We start from the raw sequence: 24522 nt of genomic DNA on the forward strand, positions 1-24522 counted from the left end.
GCGTTCGGGCTGATGACTGCGGGTGGCGTGCTGGTACCGGTCAACACACGGTTCAAGACGGACGAAGCGGCGGACATCATCACCCGCAGCGGAGCGAAGACCGTCCTGGTGCAGAAAGGATTCCTAGACCAGGACTACACCGCGCCGGCGGGGATACCCGCCATCGAGCTGAAATCCGACTTTCTTTCCAGTGGTTCGCCGTTCGAGCGCGCCGTGAACGGCACCGACATCTCGGACATCATCTTCACCTCGGGCACGACCGGCCGCCCGAAGGGCGCGATGATGAATCATCGCCAAACGCTGCGAATGTATGAGGAGTGGGCGACGCTCGCTGACCTACGCGAGGGTGACCGCTATCTGCAGATCAACCCGTATTTTCACACCTTCGGCTTGAAAGCGGGCCTCATTACGTCCTTCCTCCGTGGCGCGACGATGCTCCCGGTCGCGGTGTTCGAGGTGGACACAGTGGTGGAACTCATTGAGCGCGAACGCGTTACGATGCTGCCCGGTCCGCCGACGCTGTACCATTTGTTGCTGGCTGTTCGCGACAAGGCCAGGCTGTCGACGTTGCGGGCAGGCGTGACCGGTGCCGCCGACATCCCTGTCGAACTGGTTCGTCGCGTACACGGCGAACTGCCGTTCCAGACGCTGATGACCGGTTACGGGCTCACCGAGGCGGGCAACGTCACCTTGTCGCGGCCCGGCGATTCCTTCGAGGATGTGGCCACCACCGCGGGCCTGCCTTGCGAGGGGGTTGAGGTGCGCGTCGCCGAGGACGGCGAGGTGCTGGTCCGCGGCTATGGCGTGATGCAGGGCTACCTGGACGACCCGGACGCCACTGCGAAGGCGATCGACGACGAGGGCTGGCTGCACACCGGAGACTTGGGGAACTTCGATGCGGCCGGTCGGCTGCGCATCGATGGGCGTAAAAAGGACATGTTCATCGTCGGCGGGTTCAACGCCTACCCGGCTGAGATCGAGGGCTTCATGTTGGAACACCCCGCGGTTGCTCAGGTCGCGGTGATCGGTGTTCCCGATCAGCGGCTCGGCCAGGTGGGTAAGGCCTTTGTGGTGCCGAAAGTATCGGTGTCCGAGGAGGATTTGATCGCCTGGTGCCGCGATCGGATGGCTGGTTTCAAAGCCCCGCGGTATGTTGAGTTTCTCAACGAGTTGCCGCTGAACGCGACAGGCAAGGTGATGAAGGACCAACTTCGGTGAGCTCGATAGATCCGCAAGCGCATTCGATGGTCCTCGCGTCGGACTATCGCGTGCCCAACCCGGAGCGGGTCTGGCCGCTACTTCAACGCCGCAAATCGGCGCTCGCCGGTATCGGTGCGCACCAGGTACTGGTCTACACGTCGACACATGAGTACGGTCGCGTGCTGGTGACGATCCATGTGCGCAGCCGAGAGCCGATTGTGGAATTACTGCGGTCGCGAGTGTTCTTCGACTGGTTCGATGCGGTTGGCGTAGAAGACATTCCGGCGGTCTTCGCCGGTGAGATCGTCGAGCGGTTCGAGGCGTCGCCACCGTCGAGCCCGGCACCTCCCAGCGTGGTAGTCGCCGCGATCGCATCGGTCGATGACGTGTCCGTACTGACCCAGGAAGTGCGCGCGGGGCTGACCAGGTTCGCCGCGGCAGGTGTCCGAAAGACGTGGATCTTCCGGGCATTCGACGACGGGCACGAGGTGATGATCCTGCAGCATCTCGACGATGAGGATTCCGCGCGGCGCTGGATCGACCATCCCGACATCGCGGCCCCGTGGATATCCAGGGCCGGGGTGGGCGCTTACCCGCCAGTGTTTGTGGGCAAGTTCTTCGACATGATGCGGATCGACGAGTGAACGGACCACTCGGTGTTCGTCTGCCTGTGTAACGGCATCACCAGCCAGGTGGTGGCCGACGCCATCGCCAAAGGGGCATTGACGACCAATCAGATCGCCGCGGCGTGCGGGGCGGGCGCTGACTGCGGCCGATGCCGGCGCACGTTGCGCTCGCTGCTCGGCGCATCGACCGCGGATCGGGGTCGGTTGCGCGGCTGAGCGACAAGCAATTCAGCGACGCGGGCTGCCATCCGGAGATGTGGGTCGGGCCAGATCGTTCAACAGGTCCGGGGCGTCCAGGCGCGGCACGATCGCCTCGATGAGCACCATCCGGTCGCGGTGGTCAGCCGCCGCGACGAAGGCGTCGTCGAGCTCGCCGTAGGTTTGGGCCCGAAACGTGAGATGGTTGGTCACACCGAGCGCGTTGGGAATCTCGGCCCAACTCCAGCTCACGATGTCGTTGTAGGGCTCGTCTTTTCCGTGGATCATCCGTTCGACGGTGTAGCCGTCGTTGTTGACCACCACGATGACCGGCGACAGGCCTTCCCGGGAGAAGGTGCCAAGCTCCTGAACCGTCAGCTGCGCGGCCCCGTCGCCGATCAGCAACACCGGACGGCGATCTCGATGCGCGAGCCCCGCGCCGAGTGTGGCGGGCAGCGTGTATCCGATCGAACCCCATAACGGTTGGCCAATGAAGGTCACGCCGCGGGGAAGGCGGTGAGTGGCCATGCCGTAGAACGAGGTGCCCTGATCCGCAAGCACCACATTGCCGGGTGTCAATGCCTCGCAGAACCTGTCCCACAACACTTTTTGGCTGAGCGGCTCGTGGCGGTCACGGGTTTCCACGGACAGGTCGTCGGGCGTCGATACGACCGGTGGAGAGGTGATCCCACGGCGAACCATAATCGAGGTCAGCGCTTCCAGCGCGGCCTCCATCTCCAGCGGCGCGAACACCTGATTGCCGACCGTGCTCTGCTGTGCTGCGACGTCGATGGTCTTCGCCGGATCGATGCGCTGGCTGAAAAAGCCGCTCACCATGTCGGTGAACACGACTCCTGCGGTCACCAGTACCGGCGCTTCTTCGATCGCCCGGCGCACCGGTTCGGCGCTGGCCGCGCCGGCGTAGATACCCAGGAATTCCGGCGCGCTCTCGTCGACCAGGCTTTTGCCCCACATCAGCGTGGCATGGGGTACCACGTCGGCGGCCAGCAGTGCCTCGAGCTTGTCGACGGCATTCAGACGATGGACCAAGAGGTCGGCCAGCACGGTCAACCGGTGGTCTGCGATGAGTTCGGCTGCGGCTTCGGTAAACAGAGCAAGGGCCCGTGGGCTGGTACCCCCGGTATAGCGTGGCAACGGTGCGGTAGGCCGCTCGGTTTCGAAGCGCGCGACGTCGGTGGGCAGCAGAAGATATCCGGGCCGCCGCTGCTCCCGTACCTCGCTGAGCACCCGGTCGATTTCCCTGGTGGCCGTCGCTGGCATGAGATTGGCTTGGGCACAGGTGATTTCCCGGCTTACCCGGAGGAAATGCTCGAAATCGCCGTCGCCCAGCGAATGATGCAGAGCCCGGCGAGTGCCCTGCGCGTCTTTCGATGGTCCGCCGACGATGTGCACCACAGGCACATGCTCGGCGTAACTGCCCGCGATCGCATTGGCCGCCGAGAGCTCGCCGACTCCGAATGTGGTTACCACAGCTGACATTCCGCGCAGACGGCCGTATCCGTCGGCGGCATAGCCGGCATTGAGTTCGTTGGCGTTCCCGACCCACCGAATGTCGGGATGGGCGACGATGTGATCAAGGAATTCGAGGTTGTAGTCGCCGGGGACTCCGAAGACTTCGGAAACACCGAGCTCTACCAGGCGGTCGAGCAGGTAGTCACCGACGGTATACGCGTATTCACGGGCAGCGGTCACGACGACGACGGTACGCGTCTGCGGTCGAAAACGCCCTCCCCGCGGCGCGACCTCGCTATCGTCCGGACATGGCAATCAACGAAACCCGCGAGATAGTCATCGAGGCGACCCCGGCGGAGATCCTCGATGTCATTGCCGATCTAGAGTCGATGACCGAGTGGTCGCCGCCGCACCAGAGCTCTGAAGTTCTCGAGAGAGACACGGACGGACGACCCATCAAGGCCAAGATGAAGGTGAAGGCGGCCGGGATCACCGACGAACAGGTCGTGGCCTACGCGTGGAGTGATAACAAAGTGAGTTGGACGTTGGTCAGCTCTGCGCAGCAGCGTTCGCAGGATGCCTCGTACACGTTGATACCGGACGGCGACCGCACCAAGGTGAAGTTTCAGATCAGCGTCGACCCAGTGGTACCGCTGCCCGGCTTCGTCCTGAAACGCGCCATCAAAGGGACGATCGACGCAGGGACCGAGGGCTTGCGCCAACGGGTGCTGAGCATGGGTAAGGGCCGGGCTTGACCGGGCCGCTGGCCGGCGTGCGAGTTATCGAACTTGGTGGCATCGGACCGGGCCCACACGCCGCGATGGTGCTCGCGGATCTGGGCGCCGACGTAGTTCGGGTTCGCCGTCCCGGCGGACTGACGATGCCCGCCGAGGACCGCGACCTGCTGCACCGCGGAAAGCGAATCGTCGACCTGGACGTCAAGACGGATCCGCAGGCACTACTGGAGTTGGCCGCCAAGGCCGACGTACTGCTGGACTGCTTCCGGCCCGGCACCTGCGAGCGACTCGGCGTCGGCCCCGACGACTGCGCCGCGGTCAACCCGCGGCTGATCTTCGCCCGCATCACCGGATGGGGACAGGATGCTCCACGCGCCAACACCGCCGGCCATGACATCAACTACCTGTCCCAAACCGGGGCGCTGTCGGCGCTGGGCTACCGCGACCGGGCGCCGATGCCGCCGCTGAATCTGGTCGCCGACTTCGGTGGCGGTTCGATGTTCGGGTTGCTGGGCATCGTGGCCGCGCTGTACGAGCGAGAGCGGTCCGGGGTCGGTCAGGTGGTGGACGCGGCGATGGTCGACGGCGTCAGCGTGCTCGCGCAGATGATGTGGACGATGAAGTCGACCGGAGCACTGCGCGACGAGCGCGAAGCATTTCTGCTCGACGGCGGCGCCCCGTTCTATCGCTGCTACGAGACCGCCGACGGTAAGTACATGGCCGTGGGCGCAATCGAGCCGCAGTTCTTCGCCGAATTGCTCACCGGACTGGGGTTGTCCCCCGACGAGGTGCCGGGTCAGCTCGATATCGGTTCGTATACGCGAATGTTCGAGGTTTTCACCACGCGCTTCGCGAGCAAAACCCGCGACGAGTGGGCGGAGATATTCGCCGGCACCGACGCGTGTGTCACGCCAGTGTTGACGTGGAGCGAGGCCGCCGCGGATCCACACGTGACCGCACGGGCGACGGTGATCAACGCCAACGGTGTCGACCAGGCCGCCCCTGCGCCGCGGTTCTCCCGCACACCGGCCGGGCCGGTCGGGGCGCCGCCGCCCGCAACGACACCGCTGGACGAAATCGGCTGGTAATCAGCCCGTTGAGCGGGTCGCCTTGCTAGCTTTGACGTAGTGGCCGTACGAGCATCGCGAGAGATCTTCATCGACGCGCCGCCGGAGGTGATCCTAGAGGCGCTGGCCGACGTCGGGTCGCTGTCGTCGTGGTCACCGGTGCACAAACGGATCGAGGTTCTCGACTCGTACGCCGATGGTCGGCCCCACCACGTGAAGGCCACCATCAAGATCTTCGGGCTCGTCGACAACGAGATCCTGGAATATCACTGGGGTCCCGATTGGGTGGTGTGGGATGCCGACGACACCTTCCAGCAGCGCGGGCAGCACGTGGAATACAACCTGCAGCGGGTGGGCGTCGATAAGACCCGGGTGCGCTTCGACATCACCGTCGAACCGTCCGGACCGGTTCCCGCCTTCGTCGTCAAGCGGGCGAGCAAAATCGTGCTGGATGCCGCGACCAAGGGACTGCGCGAGCAAGTCATGGGCTTAATAGGTTCGACATAGGATCCGATCAGCCGAAATAGCCGGTATCAGGCTCAACCAGCTCAGCTCGCGCCGACGAGCAACCCGTGAAAGGCGTGCTCCATGCATTCGGCATACGTCGCCGGGTCCGGCAGGGCGTCGCGATCCGCAGTAGCGCTGATCGACAAAGTTCCGTTGTAGCTTGAAACGACATGGATCAGGTTCAAGCCGCCTATCAGCGGCCCGAGGCCGGCGGCGCGTACCAGTCGCGCACCGCTGAAGAAGATCGGTTCGGTTGGTCCTGGCACATTGGTCACGGTCGTGTTGGCGACGGTTGGGCCAGAGAACGGAAGCACGCTCGCGGCCCTTGCAGTCGCTCCGAGCAGTGAAGTTGGCACTGTTCCAATCAGATCGAGCAGTTGGGCCCCGGTCGACTTATCCGACCCCGAACGGCTCCCCGCGGTCGGCGCAGCGATCGAGGCAAGCCGTTCGAGCGGATCGGCGATGTCCGTACCGAGGCTTTGTAACCGGCCGAACAACGCGTTTCCCCGGCTGGTCTGGTCGCCCTTCTCGCGCAGTGACATTGGGCAGGCCGCGACGAGCGATTCGTCGGGAAGTTCTCCGTGGCCATCCAGATACTCGCGAAGGGCGCCTCCCACGTAGGCGAGCGCGACATCGTTGACGGTTGAGCCGGGCACGCTCGCCTTGATCCGCTTGAAATCGGCGAGATCGTGAAACCGGGCCTCGAAGACCCGGTGCGGTGACACCGATTGGTTGAAACGCGTCTTCGGTGGAAACAACGGCCCGCTACCCTCGGCAACCCTGGACACGACACCGCTGACCAGCTTCCCCGGCAGGCCGGCTAAACCGCGGACTGCCTTGGGAGTGCTCGACGCAAGCACTGCGCCCGCCCGCAAAGGATGGAGCGCCGCGTTAATCGCCGTGCGCGAGAGTAAGTTTGCGGCCGTTGGAAGAGGGGCGGGTCGCCAGGGACTATCGGGCCCAGCGGGGCGTGGGCTATCAGCGGCAAGGTCATGCATTGCCGCGATCATCGCAACGCTCGCCATGCCGTCGACCGCACAGTGGTGCAACTTCAACGCCAACGCGAACGAGCCCCTCGGCACTCCCGGCACGGAATTCAGTCCCTCGATGACAGTGATCTCCCACGGCGGACGTCGCAGGTCGATCTGTCGGGCGTGAAGTCGCGCAACCTGGATACAGAGCTGCCGCCAGTCACCAGGCTGCGGCAACCCGATATGACGGACGTGATACTCAAGATCGAAGCTGGGGTCATCTACCCAATAGGGCCTATGGAAACCGCCCGGCAGCTCGGTCAACCGCCGCCGAAAGACGTCCGCGAGATGCAGCCGGGCGTCGAGCTCGTCAAGAATCCCCTTGAAGGTCACCTTGCCGCCCGGGGCGGTCGACGGGTCATAGATCAGAAGCATCTGAATCTGTAATGGCGTCGCTGGTCTCTCCGCGCGCAGCATCATGTCATCGGTCCAACTCAGCTGCTGCACATACCCCAGGGTAAGCCGCTCAACCTGGTCCGCGAAGGCCGCTGCGTTGCTAACTTGCTAGTAGTGGCCGTACAAGCATCGCGAGAGGTTGTCATCGACGCGCCGCCGGAGGCGATTCTGGAGGCGCTGGCCGATGTCGGCTCGGTGCCATCGTGGTCCCTGGTACACAAACGGGCCGAAGTCATCGACAGCTATCCCGACGGTCGCCCGCACCATGTGAAGGTCACGGTCAGGATTGTCGGCATCGTCGACACCGAGGTGCTCGAATACCACTGGGGGCCGGACTGGCTGGTGTGGGATGCCGACAAGACTCTGCAGCAGCACGCCCAGCACGTCGAGTACACCCTGCAGCGCGAAACGGAAGACACGACGCGGGTGCGATTCGAGATCACCCTGGAGCCGTCGGCGCCGCTGCCGGAGTTCTTGGTCAACCGGGCCCGCAAGAAGGTCCTCTATGCCGCGACCGAGGGGTTGCGACGGCGGGTCATGGCTGCTGCCGGTTCGGATCGGCCGAGATAGCCGACCCGTCTCGCAGTCGCGCCAGTCGCCGTATCGCCTCGTCGAGCGTGTCGTCGCGCTTGCAGAAGGTGAACCGCACCAAGTGATTCCACTCCTTGTAATCCGCGGCAGCGGGATCACAAAACGCCGTCATCGGGATCGCGGCCACCCCGACTCGTTCCGGTAGCGCGGCGCAGAAGGCGGTGCTGTCGTCGTAACCCAACGGACGCGGATCGGCGCACAGGAAGTAGGTGCCCGAGCTGCCATGCACCCGAAAGCCGACCTCGGTCAATCCACGTGCCAGCCGATCGCGCCTGTCCTGCAACGAAGTTCGCAGCGCGGCCACCCAGGCTTCCTCGGTGTTCAGCGCATCCGCCACCGCCGGCTGAAACGGCGCGCCACCGACGTAACTCAAGTACTGTTTGGCCGCCCGCACGCCGAGAATGAGTTCGGCTGGCCCGCAAGCCCAGCCGATCTTCCAGCCGGTGCAGTTGAACATCTTCGCCGCGCTCGAGATGGTGATCGTGCGCTCGGCCATCCCGTCGAAGCTGGCCAGCGGTAAGTGTCGGCGGCCGTCATACACCAGATGCTCGTAGACCTCGTCGGCAATGACCAGCAACTCGGCGGCCACCGCGACCTGTGCGATGGCCGCCAACTCGGTCGCGCCGAGTACCGTGCCGGTGGGGTTGTGCGGCGAGTTGACGATCAATGCCTTGGTGCGTGGTGTCACCGCACGCCGCAGCGCATCGGTGTCGAGCGCAAAGCCGAGTCCGTCGGGCACCAGCGGCACGATGACCCGCCGGGCACCGGCCATCGCGACCACCGGGGAGTAGGAGTCGTAGAAGGGCTGGATCAAGATCACCTCGGAGCTGGGCTCGACCAGGCCGATCACCGCCGCCGCGATGCCCTCGGTGGCTCCGACCGTCACCAGTACTTCGGTGTCCGGGTCGTAGTCGACGCCGAAGTGCCGCCTGCGCTGGGCGGCGACGGCCTCGCGCAGCGCCGTGACACCGATTCCCGGCGGATATTGGTTGACGCCCTCGGCGATGGCGTCTTGGGCGGCCTTGAGCATGGCCGGCGGCCCGTCTTCGTCGGGGAAACCCTGCCCGAGATTCACCGCTCCAACCCGGGCGGCCAGCGCCGACATCTCCGCGAACACCGTGGTCGCATAGGGCTGCAGTCGCGACACCGTCATGGGTGTTGAGGGTATGCGTCGGCCTCGTCGAGCGTCACGCCAGCGTGACGGTCGGCAGCCAACGTCACTCCAGCGTGACGGTCGCACGGACCCGGCCCAACCAACAGGTTGATCGGGCGCCCTGTTAGGGTGGGCGACAGAGGACTAGCGTCCCAAGGACAGATCCGAAACCCACTTGTTGAAGAGGAATCACTCATGTCCGAAGAAGCCTTCATCTACGAGGCCATCCGCACGCCGCGCGGCAAGCAGCGCAACGGTTCCTTGAACGAGGTCAAGCCGCTGAACCTGGTCGTCGGTCTGGTCGACGAGCTCCGCAGGCGCTTCCCCGACCTCGACGAGACGCTGATCAGCGACATGATCCTCGGCGTGGTTTCTCCGGTCGGCGACCAGGGCGGCGACATCGCCCGGACCGCGGTGCTGGCAGCCGGGCTGCCTGAGACCACCGGTGGTGTCCAGCTGAACCGGTTCTGTGCCTCGGGTCTGGAAGCGGTCAACACCGCCGCGCAGAAGGTGCGCTCCGGCTGGGACGACCTGGTGCTGGCCGGCGGTGTCGAGTCGATGAGCCGTGTCCCGATGGGCTCGGACGGCGGCGCCTGGGCGACCGACCCCGAGACCAACTATCAGATCGGTTTCGTGCCGCAGGGTATCGGCGCCGACCTGATCGCCACCATCGAAGGCTTCTCCCGCGAGGACGTCGACGCCTACGCGCTGCGCAGCCAGGAGAAGGCCGCCGACGCCTGGTCGGGCGGCTACTTCGCGAAATCGGTCGTGCCGGTGCGTGACCAGAACGGTCTGGTCATCCTCGACCACGACGAGCACATGCGGCCCGACACCACGCCGGAAGGCCTGGGCAAGCTGAAGACCGCATTCGACGGCATCGGTGAGATGGGCGGCTTCGACGACGTGGCGCTGCAGAAGTACCACTGGGTCGAGAAGATCAACCACGTGCACACCGGCGGCAACAGCTCCGGCATCGTCGACGGCGCCGCGCTGGTGCTGGTCGGCTCCGAAGCCGCGGGCAAGTCGCAGGGACTGACCCCGCGGGCCCGCATCGTGGCCACCGCCACCAGCGGCTCAGATCCGGTCATCATGCTCACCGGCCCGACCCCCGCCACCCGCAAGGTGCTCGACCGCTCGGGCCTGACGATCGACGACATCGACCTGTTCGAGCTGAACGAGGCGTTCGCGTCAGTGGTGCTGAAGTTCCAGAAGGACCTCAACATCCCGGACGAGAAGCTCAACGTCAACGGTGGCGCCATCGCGATGGGCCACCCGCTGGGCGCTACTGGCGCCATGATCACCGGCACCATGGTCGACGAGCTCGAGCGCCGCAATGCGCGACGCGCGCTGGTCACCCTGTGCATCGGCGGCGGCATGGGTGTCGCCACCATCATCGAGAGGGTTTAAGATGATGACCGAGAACACGATTCAGTGGGATAAGGACGCCGACGGCATCGTCACGCTGACGATGGACGACCCGACCGGGTCGGCCAACGTGATGAACGAGCATTACGCCGAGTCCATGCACAAGGCCGTCGAACGCCTTGTCGCGGAGAAGGATTCGATCACCGGCGTGGTCATTACCAGCGCGAAGAAGACCTTCTTCGCCGGCGGTGATCTCAAGGGCATGATCAAACTCGGCCCCGAGAACGCCGGCGAGGCATTCGACACCGTCGAGGCGGTCAAGCGTGACCTGCGGGCGCTGGAGACACTCGGCAAGCCGGCGGTGGCCGCCATCAACGGTGCCGCACTCGGCGGCGGCCTGGAGATCGCGCTCGCGTGTCACCACCGGATCGCGGCCGACGTCAAGGGCCTGGTTGTCGGTCTGCCCGAGGTGACGCTGGGCCTGCTGCCGGGTGGCGGCGGCGTGACCCGCACCGTGCGGATGTTCGGCATCCAGAACGCATTCATGAACATTCTTTCCCAGGGCACCCGGTTCAAGCCGGACCAGGCCAAGGAGATGGGGCTCGTCGACGAGCTCGTCGGCTCGATCGACGAACTGGTGCCCGCCGCCAAGGCGTGGATCAACGCCAACCCCGACTCGCACACCCAGCCGTGGGATGCCAAGGGCTACAAGATGCCTGGCGGCACTCCGTCCAGCCCAGCGCTGGCCGGCATCCTGCCGTCATTCCCGGCGCTGCTCAAAAAGCAGCTCAAGGGTGCGCCGATGCCTGCGCCGCGGGCCATTTTGGACGCGGCCGTGGAGGGTGCGCAGGTCGACTTCGATACGGCCAGCCGCATCGAGAGCCGCTACTTCACTTCTCTGGTCACAGGCCAGGTCGCCAAGAACATGATTCAGGCGTTCTTCTTCGACCTGCAGCACATCAACGGCGGCGGTTCGCGGCCCGACGGCATTGCTCCGGTCAAGATCAACAAGATCGGTGTGCTCGGCGCGGGCATGATGGGCGCGGGCATCGCCTACGTTTCGGCCAAGGCCGGATTCGACGTGGTGCTCAAGGACGTCAGCATCGAGGCCGCGGAAAAGGGTAAGAACTACTCGGAAAAGCTTGAGGCCAAGGCGCTTCAGCGCGGCAAGACCACCGAGGAGAAGAGTAAGGCGCTGCTGGATCGCATCACGCCGTCCGCCGACGCCGCCGACTTCAAGGGCGTCGACTTCGTGATCGAGGCGGTGTTCGAGAACCAGGACCTCAAGCACAAGGTGTTCGAGGAGATCGAGGACGTCGTCGAACCCAACGCGCTGCTCGGCTCGAACACCTCGACCCTGCCGATCACCGGTCTGGCGACCGGCGTGAAGCGGCAGGAGGACTTCATCGGTATCCACTTCTTCTCACCGGTCGACAAGATGCCTCTGGTTGAAATCATCAAGGGCGAGAAGACTTCTGACGAGGCGCTGGCCCGCGTGTTCGACTACACGCTGGCCATCGGCAAGACCCCGATCGTGGTCAACGACAGCCGCGGCTTCTTCACCAGCCGCGTCATCGGCACGTTCGTCAACGAGGCACTGGCGATGCTGGGCGAGGGCGTGGAGCCCGCCAGCATCGAGCACGCCGGTTCGCAGGCCGGTTACCCGGCGCCGCCGCTGCAGCTGTCCGACGAGCTCAACCTGGAGCTGATGCATAAGATCGCGGTCGCCAGCCGCAAGGGTGTCGAGGACGCCGGCGGCACCTACCAGGCGCACCCGGCCGAGGCCGTCGTCGAGAAGATGATCGAGATCGGCCGGCCCAGCCGCTTGAAGGGTGCCGGCTTCTACGAGTATGTCGACGGCAAGCGCACCGGGCTGTGGCCCGGCCTGCGCGACACGTTCAAGTCGGGCTCGTCGGAGCCGCCGCTGCAGGACATGATCGATCGGATGCTGTTCGCCGAGGCGCTGGAAACCCAGAAGTGCCTTGACGAGAACGTGCTGACGTCCACCGCCGACGCCAACATCGGGTCGATCATGGGCATCGGGTTCCCGCCGTGGACCGGTGGCAGTGCGCAGTACATCGTCGGCTATGAGGGCGCGCACGGAACGGGCAAGGAAGCTTTCGTCGCGCGGGCTCGCGAGCTGGCGGCCAAGTACGGCGACCGCTTCCTGCCGCCGGACTCGCTGACCTAAGCGGCGCGCTCCAGCACATAGCAGTTCGCCACGAACCGGTTGCGGACAAACGCGATCGGTGTGTATCGGTTGGCTGGCCCTTTAGCAAACGCCACTGGTTCTTCTGCTGCCGACAGCACCGTCCATGCGGGCGTGAATCGTCGCTTGACCTCCGCCTCGTCGAGCCCCAGAAATCCAACCGGGCCACCGGGTTTGGCGGCGACGATCAACAGCCGCGCGTCGGGGGCGGCGGCCGCCGTGATCTCCTGGACGTAAAGGTCACGGTCGCCGTCACTCATGCCGTGTAGGCAGCCGTTGTCCACGATCAACTGAAACGTTCTATCGATCCCGGCGCGACTTAGATGTGTGACGTCAGCGTGCATGAAGTCGATCGGCACGCCGGCAGCACGAGCCTTGGCGCGGGCCTTGTCGAGCGCCTTCGGGACGAAGTCAACCGCGGTGACGTGCCAACCGTGCTGCGCCAAGTAAACCGACGAGTCTCCGGTGCCACACCCAACATCCAGCGCCGCCGCTGGCGGCAATGCGGGTGTGTCAGCCGTTCCCTCAATCAGCTCCCGCAGCGTTTTCGCATGCGCATGACCGTCCCACGGAGTAAAGCCGAAACCGTAAAAGACCCGGAACAAGTTGTGTCGAGAAGCCACTACTGCACGGTATTCCTCGGCGGCCGCGGATTGCTAGCTGACGACCGCTCCGGTGTAGTCCTTGTACCGCATTGAGTCGTACAGCCGCAGGCCCTTGGTATTCAGCTAGGCGGCGCGCTGGAAGAGGTAGTACCGCGTCGGGGTCTTCTCGCGGTCTAGCTCCTGCTCGTCGCCGGCGGACAGCAATGTCCAGCCGGATGCGAACCGTCGTTCCATCTCGGCGCGGTCGATGCCCCGCACGCCGAATCGTCCGCCGGGAACGAACGCGACGATCAGCAGCCGCGCGTCGGGCGCCGCCACGGCGGTGACTTCGCGGACGTAGGAGTCGCGGTCGTCGTCGTTCATGTTGTGCAGGCAGCCGTTGTCGACGATCAGCTGCAACGGGCCGGTGATCCCGGCTTGACGCAACTGCCTGACGTCAGCGTGGACGAAGTCGACGTTGACGTTGTCGACGCGCGCCTTGGCCCGCGCCTTATCCAGCGCGGCAGGCACGAAATCCACGGCCGTGACCTGCCAGCCCTGCTTGGCCAAATAGATGGAGGTGTCGCCGGTACCGCAACCGAGTTCGAGTGCGGCACCCGTCGGGAGTGCGGGTGAGCCGTTGGAGCCTTGAGCTTCTGAGCCTTCGACCAGGTTTTTCAGACTCTGCGCCAGCGGGTGGCCGTCCCAGGGCGTGAACCCAAGCCGGTAAAACAGCCGGAAGAGGATGTGCTTGGAGCCCAGAAGGTCAAGTTTCATGCCGGCTATTTTGCCAAACGTCGGTGTAGTCGGGCACCCGCATCGAGTCGTGCATCCGCACGCCCTTGGTGTTGAACTTCGCCACCGCACGGGTGAGCGACGCGGGCAGCAGCGAGACCAGCTGGACGGCCTGGCTCATTGCCCAAGCCGCGGCACGGGAGCCGGGAACGAGGCTTTTGGCGGCCCCGCGCGCAAAGGCGCGACTGCGCAGCACGGGTTCACGCATCGTGGATTCGTAGGCTGCGAAGGCCGCCGCGTAATCGCCACGTGCGCGGGCCAGTTCGCCGGCCAACACGTACGCGCCCACGACCGCGAGGCTGGTGCTGCCACCCACCGCTTGTCCGGGGCAGTACCCGGCGTCGCCGACCAGCGTGACGCGCCCGCTCGACCAGGTGTCGAGTTGCAACTGGGTGATCGAGTCGAAGTAGAACGTCGGCGTCCGGTCGAGCTCATCCAGCCAGCGGTCGACCTCCGGATCCATTCCAGTAAATGTGCCGCGCAGTAATTCCTTCTGCCGCATGACATCTCGGTGGTGGTATTGAAGTTCGTTCTTGCTGCGGAACATGAACAATGCACGCGCGTCGTCCAGGTGCTCTGCGCTGTAGATCCCCGCGAGGCGGCCGGCGCCGAAGTGCACGACCATCTCGCCGTCGACCGAGAGCGCTTTCGGCGCCGACACCACCGCCAGATACCCCCCGATGAACCGGCTGAGTCCGGCCTCGTCGCCGAAGATCAGACGCCGAACGTTGGAGTGCAGCCCGTCGGCGCCGACGACAACGTCGAATCTGCGGGGCGCAGCGTGCTCGAATGTCACCTCGCCGTCAGGGGAGATGGCCGTGATGGAGTCACCGAACAGATACTCGACGTCTTGGCGGCCGGCTTCGTAGTAGACCTCGCTGAGATCGTCGCGCATGATCTCCACGTGCTGATCAGACGCGGCGCCGACGATCTTGGTGAGATCGATCCGCGCCGGTCGACGCCCTTTGCGGTACAGCGTCAGCGTGTCTGTTCCGGTGGCGAGCGCCTCGATGCGCGGCAAGACGCCCATCTTCGCCGAGATCTCCATCGACGGCCGGAACAGATCGACGGCGTGGCCGCCGGTTTTGCGTAAGGTCGGCGCGCGTTCGACCACGGTGACGTCGAAATCGTGCCGGGTGAGCCAGTAGGCGAGCACCGGCCCGGCGATGCTGGCACCAGAGATAAGGATTCGCATCACGCACCTCCCTGCTTACTTAACGATCGGTAAGTTTATCATGCACACTTACCTATCGGTAAGTCAGATAAACTCGTCAGGTGAGCAGGCCCCGCTCCGACACCCGCGAGCGCATTCAGGACGTCGCCCGTGAATTGTTCGCGAGCCAAGGTGTGCAACGCACCAGCCTGCAGGACATCGCCGACAAGCTCGGACTCACCAAGCCGGCCCTGTACTACCACTTCACGTCCCGGGAGGACCTGGTCCGCAGCATCGTGCAACCGCTGATCGACGAGGGGGAGCGGTTCATTGCCAACCACGAACGCGCACGCGATGCGAGCCCACGTCAATTGCTCGAGGGGTACTTCGACTATCACTTTGCGCACCGCCGCGATCTGGTGTTGGTGGTCGCCGAGTTGACGACCCTCGCCGATCTCGGCCTGATCGATCAACTGCTTGCCTGGCGCGACCGGCTGGGGAAGCTGGTTTTTGGTCGGCGTCCCACGCTAGAGCAGTCAACCCGCGCGGTGATCGCCTTCGGCGGCCTGCAGGACTGCTGTCTGCAATTCCCGGACACGCCCTACGACAAACTGCGGCGCGCCACCGTCGACGGAGCGCTGGCCGCCCTTGGAATCGATCAACCGGCGTCGGGCTAGAGTCCGAAGCTATGCGATTCGGCCTCTTCATTCCGCAGGGTTGGCGTATGGATCTGGTCGGGATTGACCCGGCCAAGCACTGGGCGGTGATGCGGGACCTGGCGGCCCACGCCGACGACGGCGCGTGGGACTCGTTGTGGGTCTACGACCACTTCCACACCGTGCCGATGCCGACCGCCGAAGCCACTCACGAGGCGTGGTCGCTGATGTCGGCCTACGCGGCGACTACGTCGCGCATCAAGCTCGGCCAGATGTGCACGGCGATGAGTTATCGCAATCCGGTTTACCTGGCCAAAGTCGCGGCCACCGCCGACATCATCTCGGGTGGCCGCATCCAGATGGGCATCGGCGGCGGCTGGTACGAACACGAGTGGCGCGCTTACGGTTACGGGTTCCCGTCGGCGGGGGTGCGGTTGGGCCGGTTGGACGAAGGCGTGCGGATCATGCGCGACGCCTGGCGCGACGGCAAGGTCAGCCTGGACGGCAAGCATTACCAGGTCGACGGCGCGATCGTGGCCCCGAAACCTTTGCAGGACGACGGTATTCCGCTGTGGATCGCCGGCGGAGGCGAGAAGGTGACCTTGCGCATCGCCGCGAAATACGCGCAGTACACCAACTTCACTGGCGAGTCTGAGGGATTTGTGCACAAATCCGAAGTGCTTGCCGGGCATTGCCGCGACGTGGGCACCGACTTCGACGCGATCGTGCGCTCGGTTAACGTCAACGCAACCCTCGGCACCTCGGAAGCCGATGTCAAAGACCGGCTGCAGCGCATCCGGGACCGGATGATCGGCTATGTCCCGGAAGCGGCGGCCGATGCGATGATAGCCAGCGGCAGCGGACCGGATTCAGCCACCGGCACAACGGAACAGGTGATCGAGCGGCTGCAACATCTGCGCGGCTTGGGCTGCGAGTACGTGATCTGTTACTTCCCGGAGGCCGCCTATGACCGTTCCGGCATCGAGCTTTTCGAACGCGAAGTGGTTCCCGCGCTCAGCTAGACCGTCCTAGATATCGGAGGGGGTGTACCGCGTCTTGACCGGAGGTGCGGCCAGCAGCGGGGGCAGCTGCGTCAGCTTGCCTTCGCCGGCCCGAAACCTGCGGTAGGCCTCGTCGTGCTCGACCGTGTCCCAGAGTTCGTAGATGAGCCAGTGCGCTTCGTCATCCTCGTCGACCAGCACGTCGGTTTGCAGATTGCCGTCGAACGCGCGGGTGTCTTGCAGCGCCCAGCCCATGAGTTCGCGCCCCGCGGCGACCTCGTCGGGCTTGAATCTGAGTTCGAGTGTCACCGTGACCGCCATAGTCGCCAACCTAATGCAGGGCTGCCGTGTGCATGCTGGGAGAATGGGATTTCCACTTTTCGGAAGGCTGTTATACGGTTCAGTGAGCAATATTCTGGTCGCTGGACGGATGATCGCTGGAGGATCGCTCGATGCAGAAAGCACTTGCCCCCGACATCTCCACCTGGCCCGATGACAGCCCGCAGCTGATCGGCAGTCGATGCGGCGACTGCGGCGCCACCACCTTCCCAGTGCAGCAGCGGTGTCCACGCTGCAGTGGCGGCGAGATGAGCGAGCTGTTGTTGCCGCGCAGCGGAACTTTGGTGACATGGACCACCCAGGGCTTCCCGCCCGGAGCTCCCTACGCCGGCCCGGCCGGTGACGATTTCGTGCCGTTCGGCGTCGGCCTGGTCCAGCTCGGTGACGTGATCCGAGTCGAGGGCCGGCTGACCGAGAACGACCCGGCCAAGCTCAAGTTCGGCCAGCAGGTAGAGCTCACCATGGTGCCGTTTACCACCGACGCTGACGGCAACGAGATCGTCACGTTCGCCTTCCAGCCGGTCTAGTGGCGATCGCGAGCGCGGCGGAGCCGGGTGAAGCGGGTCACCACCATCTACCCAAGAGGAGCCAGCGGCATGAGTGACATGAGCAACCAAGTAGCCATCATCGGCGTGGGCCTGCATCCCTTCGGCAGGTTCGAGAAAACCGCGATGGAGATGGGTGCCGAGGCCATCCAATTCGCGTTGACCGACGCCGGTGTGGACTGGAAGGACATCCAATTCGGCTTCGGCGGCAGCCACGAGGTGTCCAACCCCGACGCGGTGACCCGCCTGGTCGGGCTGACCGGCATCACCTTCACCAACGTCTTCAACGCCTGTGCCACCGCGGCCAGCGCTATTCAGCAGACCGCCGACACCATCCGATTGGGCAAGTACGACATCGGCATCGCCATCGGTTTGGACAAGCACCCCCGCGGCGCCTTCACCGACGACCCCGCCAAGCTGGCGCTGCCGCAGTGGTATGCGCAGAACGGGCAGTTCGTCACCACCAAATTCTTCGGAATGAAGGCCAACAAGTACCTACACGACCACAATATCTCCCAGGCTACCCTGGCCAAGGTGGCCGCCAAGAACTTCCGCAACGGCGCACTGAACCCGAATGCGTTCCGCCGCAAGCCGATTCCTGAGGACCAGATCCTCAACTCGACGGTGCTGAACTACCCGTTGACGCAGTACATGTTTTGCGCCCCCGACGAGGGTGCGGCGGCGGTCGTCATGTGCCGAGCCGACATCGCGCACAAGTTCACCGACAAACCGGTCTACGTGCGAGCCACCGAGATCCGTACCCGCCGTTACGGCGCCTACGAGGTGCACGCCACCTTCGCGCCGTTGGACGAGGATGTTTCGCCCACGGTGTACGCGGCCAAAGCCGCCTACGAGGCGGCCGGCATCGGGCCCGAAGACGTTGACATCGCCCAGCTGCAGGACACCGACGCCGGTGCCGAGGTCATCCACATGGCCGAGACGGGGCTGTGCGCCGACGGCGAGCAGGAGAAGTTGGTGGCCGACGGCGCCACCGAGATCCACGGCTCGATTCCGGTCAACACCGACGGCGGGCTGATCGCCAACGGTGAGCCGATCGGCGCATCGGGGCTGCGGCAGGTGCACGAGCTGGTGCGTCAGCTGCGGGGCGAGGCGGGCGATCGTCAGGTGCCCGGCAATCCCCGCGTCGGCCTGGCGCAGGTGTACGGCGCCCCCGGTACGTCGTCGGCGACCATCCTGTCGCTCTAGTTCCAGCGCTCGCCCTAAATCGCCGGGCCCAGTAGGTCGTCGGCGTCGCGGATGATGTAGCCGTAGCCCTGCTCGGCCAGAAATCGTTGCCGGTGCGCGGCGTATTCGGCGTCTTGGCTGTCGCGGGCGACCACCGAATAAAACACCGCCCCGCCCCCGTCGGCCTTGGGCCGCAGCAACCGGCCGAGCCGCTGGGCCTCCTCCTGCCGTGATCCGAACGTGCCCGAAACCTGCACCGCCACTGCGGCTTCCGGCAGGTCGATGGAGAAGTTGGCGACCTTGGACACCACCAGGGTGTTCACCTCACCGCGGCGGAAGGCGTCGAACAGGGCCTCGCGCTCGGCGGTCTTGGTCGACCCCTGGATCACCGGGGCATCCAGCACGGTTCCGAGCTCGTCGAGCTGATCGAGGTAGGCGCCGATCACCAAGGTCGGCTCACCGGGGTGGCGGCTCAGGATCGACTTGACCACAGCGATCTTCGAATGGGCCGTCGAGCAGAGCCGATAGCGCTCCTCGGGTTCGGCGGTGGCATACGTCATCCGTTCGCTGTCGGTCAGCGTGACCCGTACCTCGATGCACTCCGCCGGCGCGATCCAGCCTTGTGCCTCGATGTCCTTCCACGGCGCGTCATAGCGTTTCGGCCCGATCAGCGAGAAGACGTCGCCCTCGCGGCCGTCCTCGCGGATCAGCGTCGCGGTCAACCCCAGCCGTCGCCGCGACTGCAGATCAGCCGTCATCCGGAACACCGGCGCCGGCAGCAGGTGCACCTCGTCGTAGACGATCAACCCCCAGTCGCGGCTGTCGAACAGCTGCAGGTGGCGGTACTCGCCCTTGGTGCGACGGGTGATGACTTGATAGGTGGCGATGGTGACCGGCCGAACTTCCTTGCGCTCCCCGGAGTATTCGCCGATCTCCTCGTCGGTCAGCGAGGTGCGGGCGATCAGTTCACGTTTCCACTGGCGGCCGGCGACGGTGTTGGTGACCAGAATCAGCGTCGTCGCACTGGCTTTCGCCATGGCTGCCGCGCCGACGAGTGTCTTGCCCGCTCCGCACGGCAGGACCACCACGCCTGATCCGCCGGCCCAGAACGACTCGGCGGCCATCTCCTGATAGTCGCGCAGATGCCAGCCGTCCTGCCGCAAGCTGATCGGATGTGCCTCGCCGTCGACGTATCCGGCCAGATCCTCAGCGGGCCAGCCGATCTTGAGCAGCGTCTGTTTGACTCGGCCCCGCTCGCTGGGATGCACGATGACGGTGTCGTCGTCGATCCGCGCACCCAGCATCGGCGCGATCTTCTTGTGGCGCAACACTTCCTCGAGCACCGCGCGGTCCAGGCTGACCAGCGTCAGGCCGTGCGCCGGGCTCTTGACCAACTGCAGCCGCCCGTAGCGAGCCATGGTGTCGACGATGTCGACCAGCAGCGGCTGCGGGACGGCATAACGGGAGTAGCTGACCAGCGCGTCGACCACCTGCTCGGCGTCGTGGCCCGCGGCGCGCGCGTTCCACAGCGCCAGCGGGGTGATGCGGTAGGTGTGCACATGCTCGGGTGCGCGTTCCAGCTCGGCAAACGGCGCGATCGCCGCGCGCGCCTCGCCGGCCAGCTCATGGTCAACCTCGAGCAGCACCGTCTTGTCGGACTGCACGATCAACGGCCCGTCAGGCACTCGCGGCGCTCCTGTTCGTCATAGACCCCATTATCCGTCGTCGACCGACAGCACCGAGGTGATGCGGTGGATGGCGAACTCACGTGCGCGGCCGGAGGCGGAATCAAACGCCACCAGCTGCCCGCCGGTCACCGTGATCGGCGACACCACCCGCTGAGTGGCCACGCCGGCGGCATCGACGTAGCCGATGACCACGGTGTCTTGCCGCTGGGCGGCGCGCTGCAGCAGCGACATGGCCACCGCCGGGTCAATGCGGACACTGCCGAAGGGCGCGGTGGTCACCTTGCGGAGTACCGCGACAACCCCGCTCAGGCTTTCGCCGCTCGGGCGCGGTATGGGCCGGTGCGGCCGACGGCGCTGAGGTGCCGGCACCCGCGCGCCGCGGGCCCGGATGTCGACGATGTTGCCGGTGGAGTCCTCGGCGGCCGGTGCGAAACCGGCGTCCTGCAAGGCCGCGAGCACTTCGCTGATCGGCGCCTGGGATATCGCCACCGTCGGCGCCAACACTCGCAGGCCCAGCGCTTGGGCTTTGGCGGAGGCCACCGCCTGGGCGAGCAGCGTTGGGTCTTCGCATCGCACGAACGATGCGGCCATGCCAATCCTCAGTTGCCCGTGCCGGCGTGCGACGTCGTCGATGAGGTAAGTCAGCCCTTGCGGCACAGGCGTTTTGGAGTGCTTGTCGAACAGCGAGTGCAATGCGTCAGCGGTTTTGCCGATATCCAACGCGTGCCGGATGGACGGCTCGCTGACGCGGTACACCATCGCCGTACCCGCGGACTCGACGGTGGCCACCGCGGCCAGCTCCTCGGTGAGATAACGTTCGAGCGGCCCGGGCACCACGACCGTCAGGTCGGCCTGCACCAGGAAGTGGTCGATCGGCGCGGGCAAGGCATGTGCCATCGCGTCGACGACGTCGGCGTCTCCGTCTTTTAAGCCGCCGTCAACCAACGCGCGGCCGGGCGTGCTGATCGCTCCGCGGCCCACCAGGCCGAGCAGGTGTGCCTCTTCTAGCAGGTCCGCCACCAGGTCCGGCTGTAGCCGCTTGGCCCAGCGCGGCCGCCGCCAGATCAGCGCTGCCGACGCTGTGGTCTTGTCCACTCCTGCACCGGGCGGCAGCTTGGCCAGCATGCCCAGCAGCAGCCGCCGGTCCAGCGGGGCTGCCGTCGAGTACAGCGAATCCGACAGCGCGGCATACGGTTTGGCGTCGGGCCCGCGGGTCCCGATCAACGCCGGACGGGCCGCTAGATCAAGCCAGGTAGTGGCCAGCAGGTGCCAGCGGTCGGCGGGGGAGGCTTCGGTAAACCGGTCGGCGGCCGCCGTCGGCGCCCAGTAGGGTGGCTCTCCGCCGGCCGGTTGCGGATCGGGTAGGCCGCTGGCGATCAGGCCCGCCGCGGCGGCCAGCTCGAGGATCAAACCCAGTCGGGCCTCGTCGATAGCGGTGATCTTCGCCAGCCGCCTGACCTCACGCACTCCTAAGCCGCCGCTGCGCAGCTCGGAAATCGGTGTCGCGCCGAGTGTTTCGAGCAGCACATCGAGCTCGCGCAGCAGGTCGATGACTGCGCCTGCGGCTGCGGCGTCGGCGTCGGCGGACGTGGTGGTGGCGACCACCGGATCCGGCGCGGCCAGTTGCGCGGGTCCGGGTTCCTCGCCGCGCAGCACCTGCCCGACGTGGCGCGGCAGGATCACCGTGTCGGCGTCGATTCGCCGCAGTAGTCCCATCGCGAGCAGCTGTGGCACCGGGCGATCCGCGGGAGCCCCGGGCGCGGCGTCGCGAGTGCGTCCCAGCGGCGACCCTTCCAGCAGCTTGTCCAGCACTTCCCGCTGTGCGCCGTCGAGGCCGTCGATCAGCTCGGCAATCTGATCACCGCTCTGCGAGGCGTCTTCCAGGGTCACCTGCCCCGGATGCCAGGGCAGACCGGCACCGGCATCGGGGGCCGCTCGTAATTCGGTGTCACCCCACACCAGGGCGCGTTCTCTGAGTTCATCGAGGGCGTCGAGCACCTCGGATTCGGGCGCACGACCGCCGATCAGTGCCAGCAACTTGGCAACGGTTACCGGCGCGGTATCCGCGTGCAGAACCAGCAGCGCGTCGATCACCGCCAGCCGCAAGAAGTCCAGTTCGTCGCTGGCGGCCTTGAGCGACTGCCGGGCCTGGGCGCGGGCGGCAAGGGCCGCGATGCTGCCCGGCGGTGGCTGGGCAAGGTCGGGTCGTACTTCCAGCAGGCGGATCAGCCGCTCGTCGGGCAAGTCGGCCAGCCAGGACCCCAGCGGGATGCCCGGGGTGTGTTCGGTCATTGCTGACCAGCGTAAAGCAGCCCGGCGAGTGGGACTTCCGAAGCGACGGCGTGAGACGAATCGGAGAGCCCAGCCGTCAAGAGCGGGCAGGACCTGTCAGAATGGGTCCCGTGGCTGACAACGCTGGCAAGAAGGCGCAGAAGACCCGTTATGTCGACAGGGGCTGGCCGACAGACAACCCAGACGACCACGCGGTGAGCGAACTGGCGACCGATCGGGTGGGCGCCCTGTCTCCCTACGGCGACGTCGTCTTCCCGCTGCCCGCCGACGAGCTGCCGTACGTGCATCCCGTCACGGAGATCAACCGCTAGGCGGACGATGTTCCCACCCCGCGCAGTTCGCGGGGTTGCTTGCGCCGGTCAGGCGAGCGAGGACAGGGCCGGGTTACCGCTCACGTTTTGTGACTGGATGGCTTTGAGCAGGTCTTTCACGTAGCTCGGGTCCATGTTTTGCGGCGGCGCGACGGGCAGTCCTTTTCTGGTATTGGGCAGGTTCGCCGGATCGAGCAAGGGTGCGAGCTGCGGGGGCACCTGAAGGTCGTGTATCGCGGAGCCCGCGGCAGCAGGATCGGTGGGCAGCCCTGGAACTGTCGGCAGGCCCGGGGCCGGATCGTCGGCGAAGGTCCAATGCGCCACTGTGGTGGCCTGGTGGACATCCGAGGGTTCGTCGGCGGGCGGGGCCGGCGGTGCCGATTCCTCGGCCGGCGGTGGAGCGTCTGCCGGTGGCGGAGCGTCTGCCGGTGGTGGAGCATCGAGGGCGGCCGGCTCGGCTGGTGCCGATTCCTCGGCCGGCGGCGGAGCGTCTGCCGGTGGTGGAGCGTCTGCCGGCGGCGGAGCGTCTGCCGGTGGTGGAGCGTCTGCCGGCGGCGGAGCATCGAGGGCGGCCAGCTCGACTGGTGCCGGTTCGGCCGGCGGCGCGGGGTCGGCGGGCGGAGGCGGGTCGAACGCGACCGGCTCGGCGGGTGCAGGCGGGGGCGGCGGCGGAGGATCGGCCGGCGGCGGGGGGTCGGCCGGTGGAGGCGGCATCGGCGCGTCGAACGCGACCGGCTCGACCGGCGCCGGTGGTGAGGGCGCGTCCGGTGCGGGCGCGTTGGCGAGGACGTTGCGCGGTGTCGCCGCCCCGAGTCCGTGGCCGCACACCGGCCAGGCGCCGCGGCCCTGGGTGGCCAGAACCCGCTCGGCGACCGCTATCTGCTGGCCGCGAGTGGCCTGGTTCGCGGACGGGGCGAACTCGCCGCCGCCGTGCGCCGCCCAGGTGCCCTGCGAGAATTGCAGCCCGCCGTGGTACCCGTTGCCGGTGTTGATGGCCCAGTTGCCGCCGGACTCGCATCCAGCGACAGCGTCCCATTGCTCGTCGGTGGCCGCGGACGCGTGGCCCGCGAGTGCGATGCCACCGCCACCGAGCACAGCACCGGTGAATGCCAGTTTGGCGACACTGATGTTAGAAGTGGTGGGCTTACGATGCCGTCCGCTCATACGCCGAAGACGTCCTCTCTTGATGCGCCCACGAGGTCAGCTGTCGGGTTCGGGCGGGAGAGGTCGCCCGGCCGCGCCGAGTCCCACGGGAACGGCGACGGCTTCACCCCAAGGAGCCGCGGACGGCTCCGGTCCGATTTCGGTGGACCAGTGGGTCCCCCGCCTCCATCCACGGGTTGGTTTGTCCCCGCCTATCGGATGGAGCTCGGCGCTATAGGCGAGAAGGCCCGCCGCTCAGTAAGACTCGGCAAGCTCC

The 24522-nt window shown here is 66.0% G+C and carries 24 protein-coding genes and 1 riboswitch; of the genes, 14 read left to right on the forward strand and 10 right to left on the reverse strand.

The window, feature by feature from the left end:
- From ACLQI9_RS22195 to ACLQI9_RS22205, 3 genes are all read left to right on the forward strand, one after another.
- Positions 1-1218: AMP-binding protein (locus tag ACLQI9_RS22195; protein ID WP_442392212.1), on the forward strand; the 1218-nt coding region annotated here is incomplete at its 5' end.
- Positions 1219-1244: 26 nt separating this feature from the next.
- Positions 1245-1844: a fatty-acid--CoA ligase gene (locus ACLQI9_RS22200; protein ID WP_442384736.1), complete on the forward strand. Its 600-nt coding sequence runs from the start codon at positions 1245-1247 to the stop codon at positions 1842-1844.
- A gap of 12 nt (positions 1845-1856) precedes the next feature.
- A complete protein-coding gene (locus ACLQI9_RS22205; protein ID WP_325677464.1) occupies positions 1857-2042 on the forward strand; it encodes a (2Fe-2S)-binding protein in 186 nt (61 codons plus the stop codon).
- A 12-nt stretch (positions 2043-2054) separates the two neighbouring features.
- Here ACLQI9_RS22205 and ACLQI9_RS22210 read toward each other — a convergent pair whose 3' ends face one another.
- Positions 2055-3737 (reverse strand): alpha-keto acid decarboxylase family protein, encoded by a 1683-nt coding sequence (locus ACLQI9_RS22210; protein ID WP_442392213.1) that lies wholly within the window; start codon positions 3735-3737, stop codon positions 2055-2057.
- 68 nt (positions 3738-3805) lie between these two features.
- Between ACLQI9_RS22210 and ACLQI9_RS22215 the strand changes: the two genes are divergently transcribed.
- The 3 genes from ACLQI9_RS22215 to ACLQI9_RS22225 are packed head-to-tail and all read left to right on the forward strand — an operon-like array spanning position 3806 to position 5808.
- Positions 3806-4252, forward strand: coding sequence for an SRPBCC family protein (locus ACLQI9_RS22215; protein ID WP_442384665.1), 447 nt, complete (start codon positions 3806-3808; stop codon positions 4250-4252).
- On the forward strand, positions 4249-5322 hold the full coding sequence (locus ACLQI9_RS22220; protein ID WP_442392214.1) for a CaiB/BaiF CoA transferase family protein: 1074 nt from the start codon (positions 4249-4251) through the stop codon (positions 5320-5322). Before ACLQI9_RS22215 ends, ACLQI9_RS22220 begins: the two co-directional genes overlap by 4 nt.
- Positions 5323-5361: 39 nt before the next feature.
- A complete protein-coding gene (locus ACLQI9_RS22225; RefSeq protein WP_442384667.1) occupies positions 5362-5808 on the forward strand; it encodes an SRPBCC family protein in 447 nt (148 codons plus the stop codon).
- A 41-nt stretch (positions 5809-5849) separates the two neighbouring features.
- Here the strand turns inward: ACLQI9_RS22225 and ACLQI9_RS22230 are convergent, their stop codons facing one another.
- The gene (locus tag ACLQI9_RS22230) at positions 5850-7286 is read right to left on the reverse strand and encodes a wax ester/triacylglycerol synthase family O-acyltransferase (protein ID WP_442384669.1); all 1437 of its coding nucleotides are present in this window, start codon (positions 7284-7286) and stop codon (positions 5850-5852) included.
- 63 nt (positions 7287-7349) lie between these two features.
- Here ACLQI9_RS22230 and ACLQI9_RS22235 point away from each other — a divergent pair, with 63 nt between their 5' ends.
- Complete coding sequence (locus ACLQI9_RS22235; RefSeq protein ID WP_442384671.1) at positions 7350-7805, forward strand: SRPBCC family protein; 456 nt, start codon at positions 7350-7352, stop codon at positions 7803-7805.
- Here ACLQI9_RS22235 and ACLQI9_RS22240 read toward each other — a convergent pair.
- On the reverse strand, positions 7771-8979 hold the full coding sequence (locus tag ACLQI9_RS22240) for a pyridoxal phosphate-dependent aminotransferase (protein WP_442384672.1): 1209 nt from the start codon (positions 8977-8979) through the stop codon (positions 7771-7773). The genes ACLQI9_RS22235 and ACLQI9_RS22240 overlap by 35 nt on opposite strands.
- A gap of 195 nt (positions 8980-9174) precedes the next feature.
- Here ACLQI9_RS22240 and ACLQI9_RS22245 point away from each other — a divergent pair, with 195 nt between their 5' ends.
- On the forward strand, positions 9175-10386 hold the full coding sequence (locus tag ACLQI9_RS22245; RefSeq protein ID WP_442384674.1) for an acetyl-CoA C-acetyltransferase: 1212 nt from the start codon (positions 9175-9177) through the stop codon (positions 10384-10386).
- 4 nt (positions 10387-10390) lie between these two features.
- Positions 10391-12535 carry a 3-hydroxyacyl-CoA dehydrogenase NAD-binding domain-containing protein gene (locus tag ACLQI9_RS22250; protein WP_442384676.1) on the forward strand — a complete coding sequence of 715 codons (2145 nt, stop codon included), beginning with the start codon at positions 10391-10393 and terminating at the stop codon, positions 12533-12535.
- Here ACLQI9_RS22250 and ACLQI9_RS22255 read toward each other — a convergent pair.
- From ACLQI9_RS22255 to ACLQI9_RS22265, 3 genes are all read right to left on the reverse strand, one after another.
- Positions 12532-13176, reverse strand: coding sequence for a class I SAM-dependent methyltransferase (locus ACLQI9_RS22255; RefSeq protein WP_442384678.1), 645 nt, complete (start codon positions 13174-13176; stop codon positions 12532-12534). The genes ACLQI9_RS22250 and ACLQI9_RS22255 overlap by 4 nt on opposite strands.
- A gap of 105 nt (positions 13177-13281) precedes the next feature.
- Positions 13282-13899 carry a class I SAM-dependent methyltransferase gene (locus ACLQI9_RS22260; RefSeq protein WP_442384738.1) on the reverse strand — a complete coding sequence of 206 codons (618 nt, stop codon included), beginning with the start codon at positions 13897-13899 and terminating at the stop codon, positions 13282-13284.
- 4 nt (positions 13900-13903) lie between these two features.
- Positions 13904-15127 carry an FAD-dependent monooxygenase gene (locus tag ACLQI9_RS22265; RefSeq protein WP_442384680.1) on the reverse strand — a complete coding sequence of 408 codons (1224 nt, stop codon included), beginning with the start codon at positions 15125-15127 and terminating at the stop codon, positions 13904-13906.
- 80 nt (positions 15128-15207) lie between these two features.
- On the opposite strand from ACLQI9_RS22265, the gene ACLQI9_RS22270 reads away from it, so the two are divergent.
- Positions 15208-15762: a TetR/AcrR family transcriptional regulator gene (locus tag ACLQI9_RS22270; RefSeq protein ID WP_442384682.1), complete on the forward strand. Its 555-nt coding sequence runs from the start codon at positions 15208-15210 to the stop codon at positions 15760-15762.
- Positions 15763-15773: 11 nt separating this feature from the next.
- Positions 15774-16763 (forward strand): LLM class F420-dependent oxidoreductase, encoded by a 990-nt coding sequence (locus tag ACLQI9_RS22275; protein ID WP_442384684.1) that lies wholly within the window; start codon positions 15774-15776, stop codon positions 16761-16763.
- Between the two features lie 6 nt (positions 16764-16769).
- On the opposite strand, the gene ACLQI9_RS22280 is transcribed toward ACLQI9_RS22275, so the two are convergent.
- Positions 16770-17063 carry a putative quinol monooxygenase gene (locus tag ACLQI9_RS22280; RefSeq protein WP_442384686.1) on the reverse strand — a complete coding sequence of 98 codons (294 nt, stop codon included), beginning with the start codon at positions 17061-17063 and terminating at the stop codon, positions 16770-16772.
- A 131-nt stretch (positions 17064-17194) separates the two neighbouring features.
- Between ACLQI9_RS22280 and ACLQI9_RS22285 the strand changes: the two genes are divergently transcribed.
- Both ACLQI9_RS22285 and ACLQI9_RS22290 read left to right on the forward strand, forming a co-directional pair.
- Positions 17195-17608, forward strand: a complete 414-nt coding sequence (locus tag ACLQI9_RS22285) for a Zn-ribbon domain-containing OB-fold protein (RefSeq protein WP_442384688.1) — start codon at positions 17195-17197, stop codon at positions 17606-17608.
- Between the two features lie 78 nt (positions 17609-17686).
- Positions 17687-18832, forward strand: coding sequence for a thiolase family protein (locus ACLQI9_RS22290; protein ID WP_442384740.1), 1146 nt, complete (start codon positions 17687-17689; stop codon positions 18830-18832).
- 14 nt (positions 18833-18846) lie between these two features.
- On the opposite strand, the gene ACLQI9_RS22295 is transcribed toward ACLQI9_RS22290, so the two are convergent.
- Positions 18847-20496 carry a DNA repair helicase XPB gene (locus ACLQI9_RS22295; protein WP_442384690.1) on the reverse strand — a complete coding sequence of 550 codons (1650 nt, stop codon included), beginning with the start codon at positions 20494-20496 and terminating at the stop codon, positions 18847-18849.
- Positions 20497-20526: 30 nt separating this feature from the next.
- Positions 20527-22791 (reverse strand): helicase-associated domain-containing protein, encoded by a 2265-nt coding sequence (locus tag ACLQI9_RS22300; protein WP_442384692.1) that lies wholly within the window; start codon positions 22789-22791, stop codon positions 20527-20529.
- 110 nt (positions 22792-22901) lie between these two features.
- On the opposite strand from ACLQI9_RS22300, the gene ACLQI9_RS22305 reads away from it, so the two are divergent.
- Positions 22902-23102 carry a hypothetical protein gene (locus ACLQI9_RS22305; RefSeq protein ID WP_442384694.1) on the forward strand — a complete coding sequence of 67 codons (201 nt, stop codon included), beginning with the start codon at positions 22902-22904 and terminating at the stop codon, positions 23100-23102.
- Positions 23103-23150: 48 nt separating this feature from the next.
- Here ACLQI9_RS22305 and ACLQI9_RS22310 read toward each other — a convergent pair whose 3' ends face one another.
- Positions 23151-24266, reverse strand: a complete 1116-nt coding sequence (locus tag ACLQI9_RS22310; protein WP_442392215.1) for a transglycosylase family protein — start codon at positions 24264-24266, stop codon at positions 23151-23153.
- 9 nt (positions 24267-24275) lie between these two features.
- Positions 24276-24482: riboswitch (cyclic di-AMP (ydaO/yuaA leader) on the reverse strand.
- Positions 24483-24522: the final 40 nt, after the last annotated feature.

It is taken from the genome of Mycobacterium sp. (assembly GCF_052143115.1).
Lineage (GTDB): Bacteria > Actinomycetota > Actinomycetes > Mycobacteriales > Mycobacteriaceae > Mycobacterium.

Coding starts and splice junctions, on each gene's coding strand:
- ACLQI9_RS22250 (WP_442384676.1), top strand. CDS start 10,391: ATGACCGAGAACACGATTCAGTGGGATAAGGACGCCGACGGCATCGTC.
- ACLQI9_RS22275 (WP_442384684.1), top strand. CDS start 15,774: ATGCGATTCGGCCTCTTCATTCCGCAGGGTTGGCGTATGGATCTGGTC.
- ACLQI9_RS22200 (WP_442384736.1), top strand. CDS start 1,245: ATGGTCCTCGCGTCGGACTATCGCGTGCCCAACCCGGAGCGGGTCTGG.
- ACLQI9_RS22245 (WP_442384674.1), top strand. CDS start 9,175: ATGTCCGAAGAAGCCTTCATCTACGAGGCCATCCGCACGCCGCGCGGC.
- ACLQI9_RS22215 (WP_442384665.1), top strand. CDS start 3,806: ATGGCAATCAACGAAACCCGCGAGATAGTCATCGAGGCGACCCCGGCG.
- ACLQI9_RS22300 (WP_442384692.1), bottom strand. CDS start 22,791: ATGACCGAACACACCCCGGGCATCCCGCTGGGGTCCTGGCTGGCCGAC.
- ACLQI9_RS22265 (WP_442384680.1), bottom strand. CDS start 15,127: ATGCGAATCCTTATCTCTGGTGCCAGCATCGCCGGGCCGGTGCTCGCC.
- ACLQI9_RS22280 (WP_442384686.1), bottom strand. CDS start 17,063: ATGGCGGTCACGGTGACACTCGAACTCAGATTCAAGCCCGACGAGGTC.
- ACLQI9_RS22240 (WP_442384672.1), bottom strand. CDS start 8,979: ATGACGGTGTCGCGACTGCAGCCCTATGCGACCACGGTGTTCGCGGAG.
- ACLQI9_RS22310 (WP_442392215.1), bottom strand. CDS start 24,266: ATGAGCGGACGGCATCGTAAGCCCACCACTTCTAACATCAGTGTCGCC.
- ACLQI9_RS22290 (WP_442384740.1), top strand. CDS start 17,687: ATGAGCAACCAAGTAGCCATCATCGGCGTGGGCCTGCATCCCTTCGGC.
- ACLQI9_RS22285 (WP_442384688.1), top strand. CDS start 17,195: ATGCAGAAAGCACTTGCCCCCGACATCTCCACCTGGCCCGATGACAGC.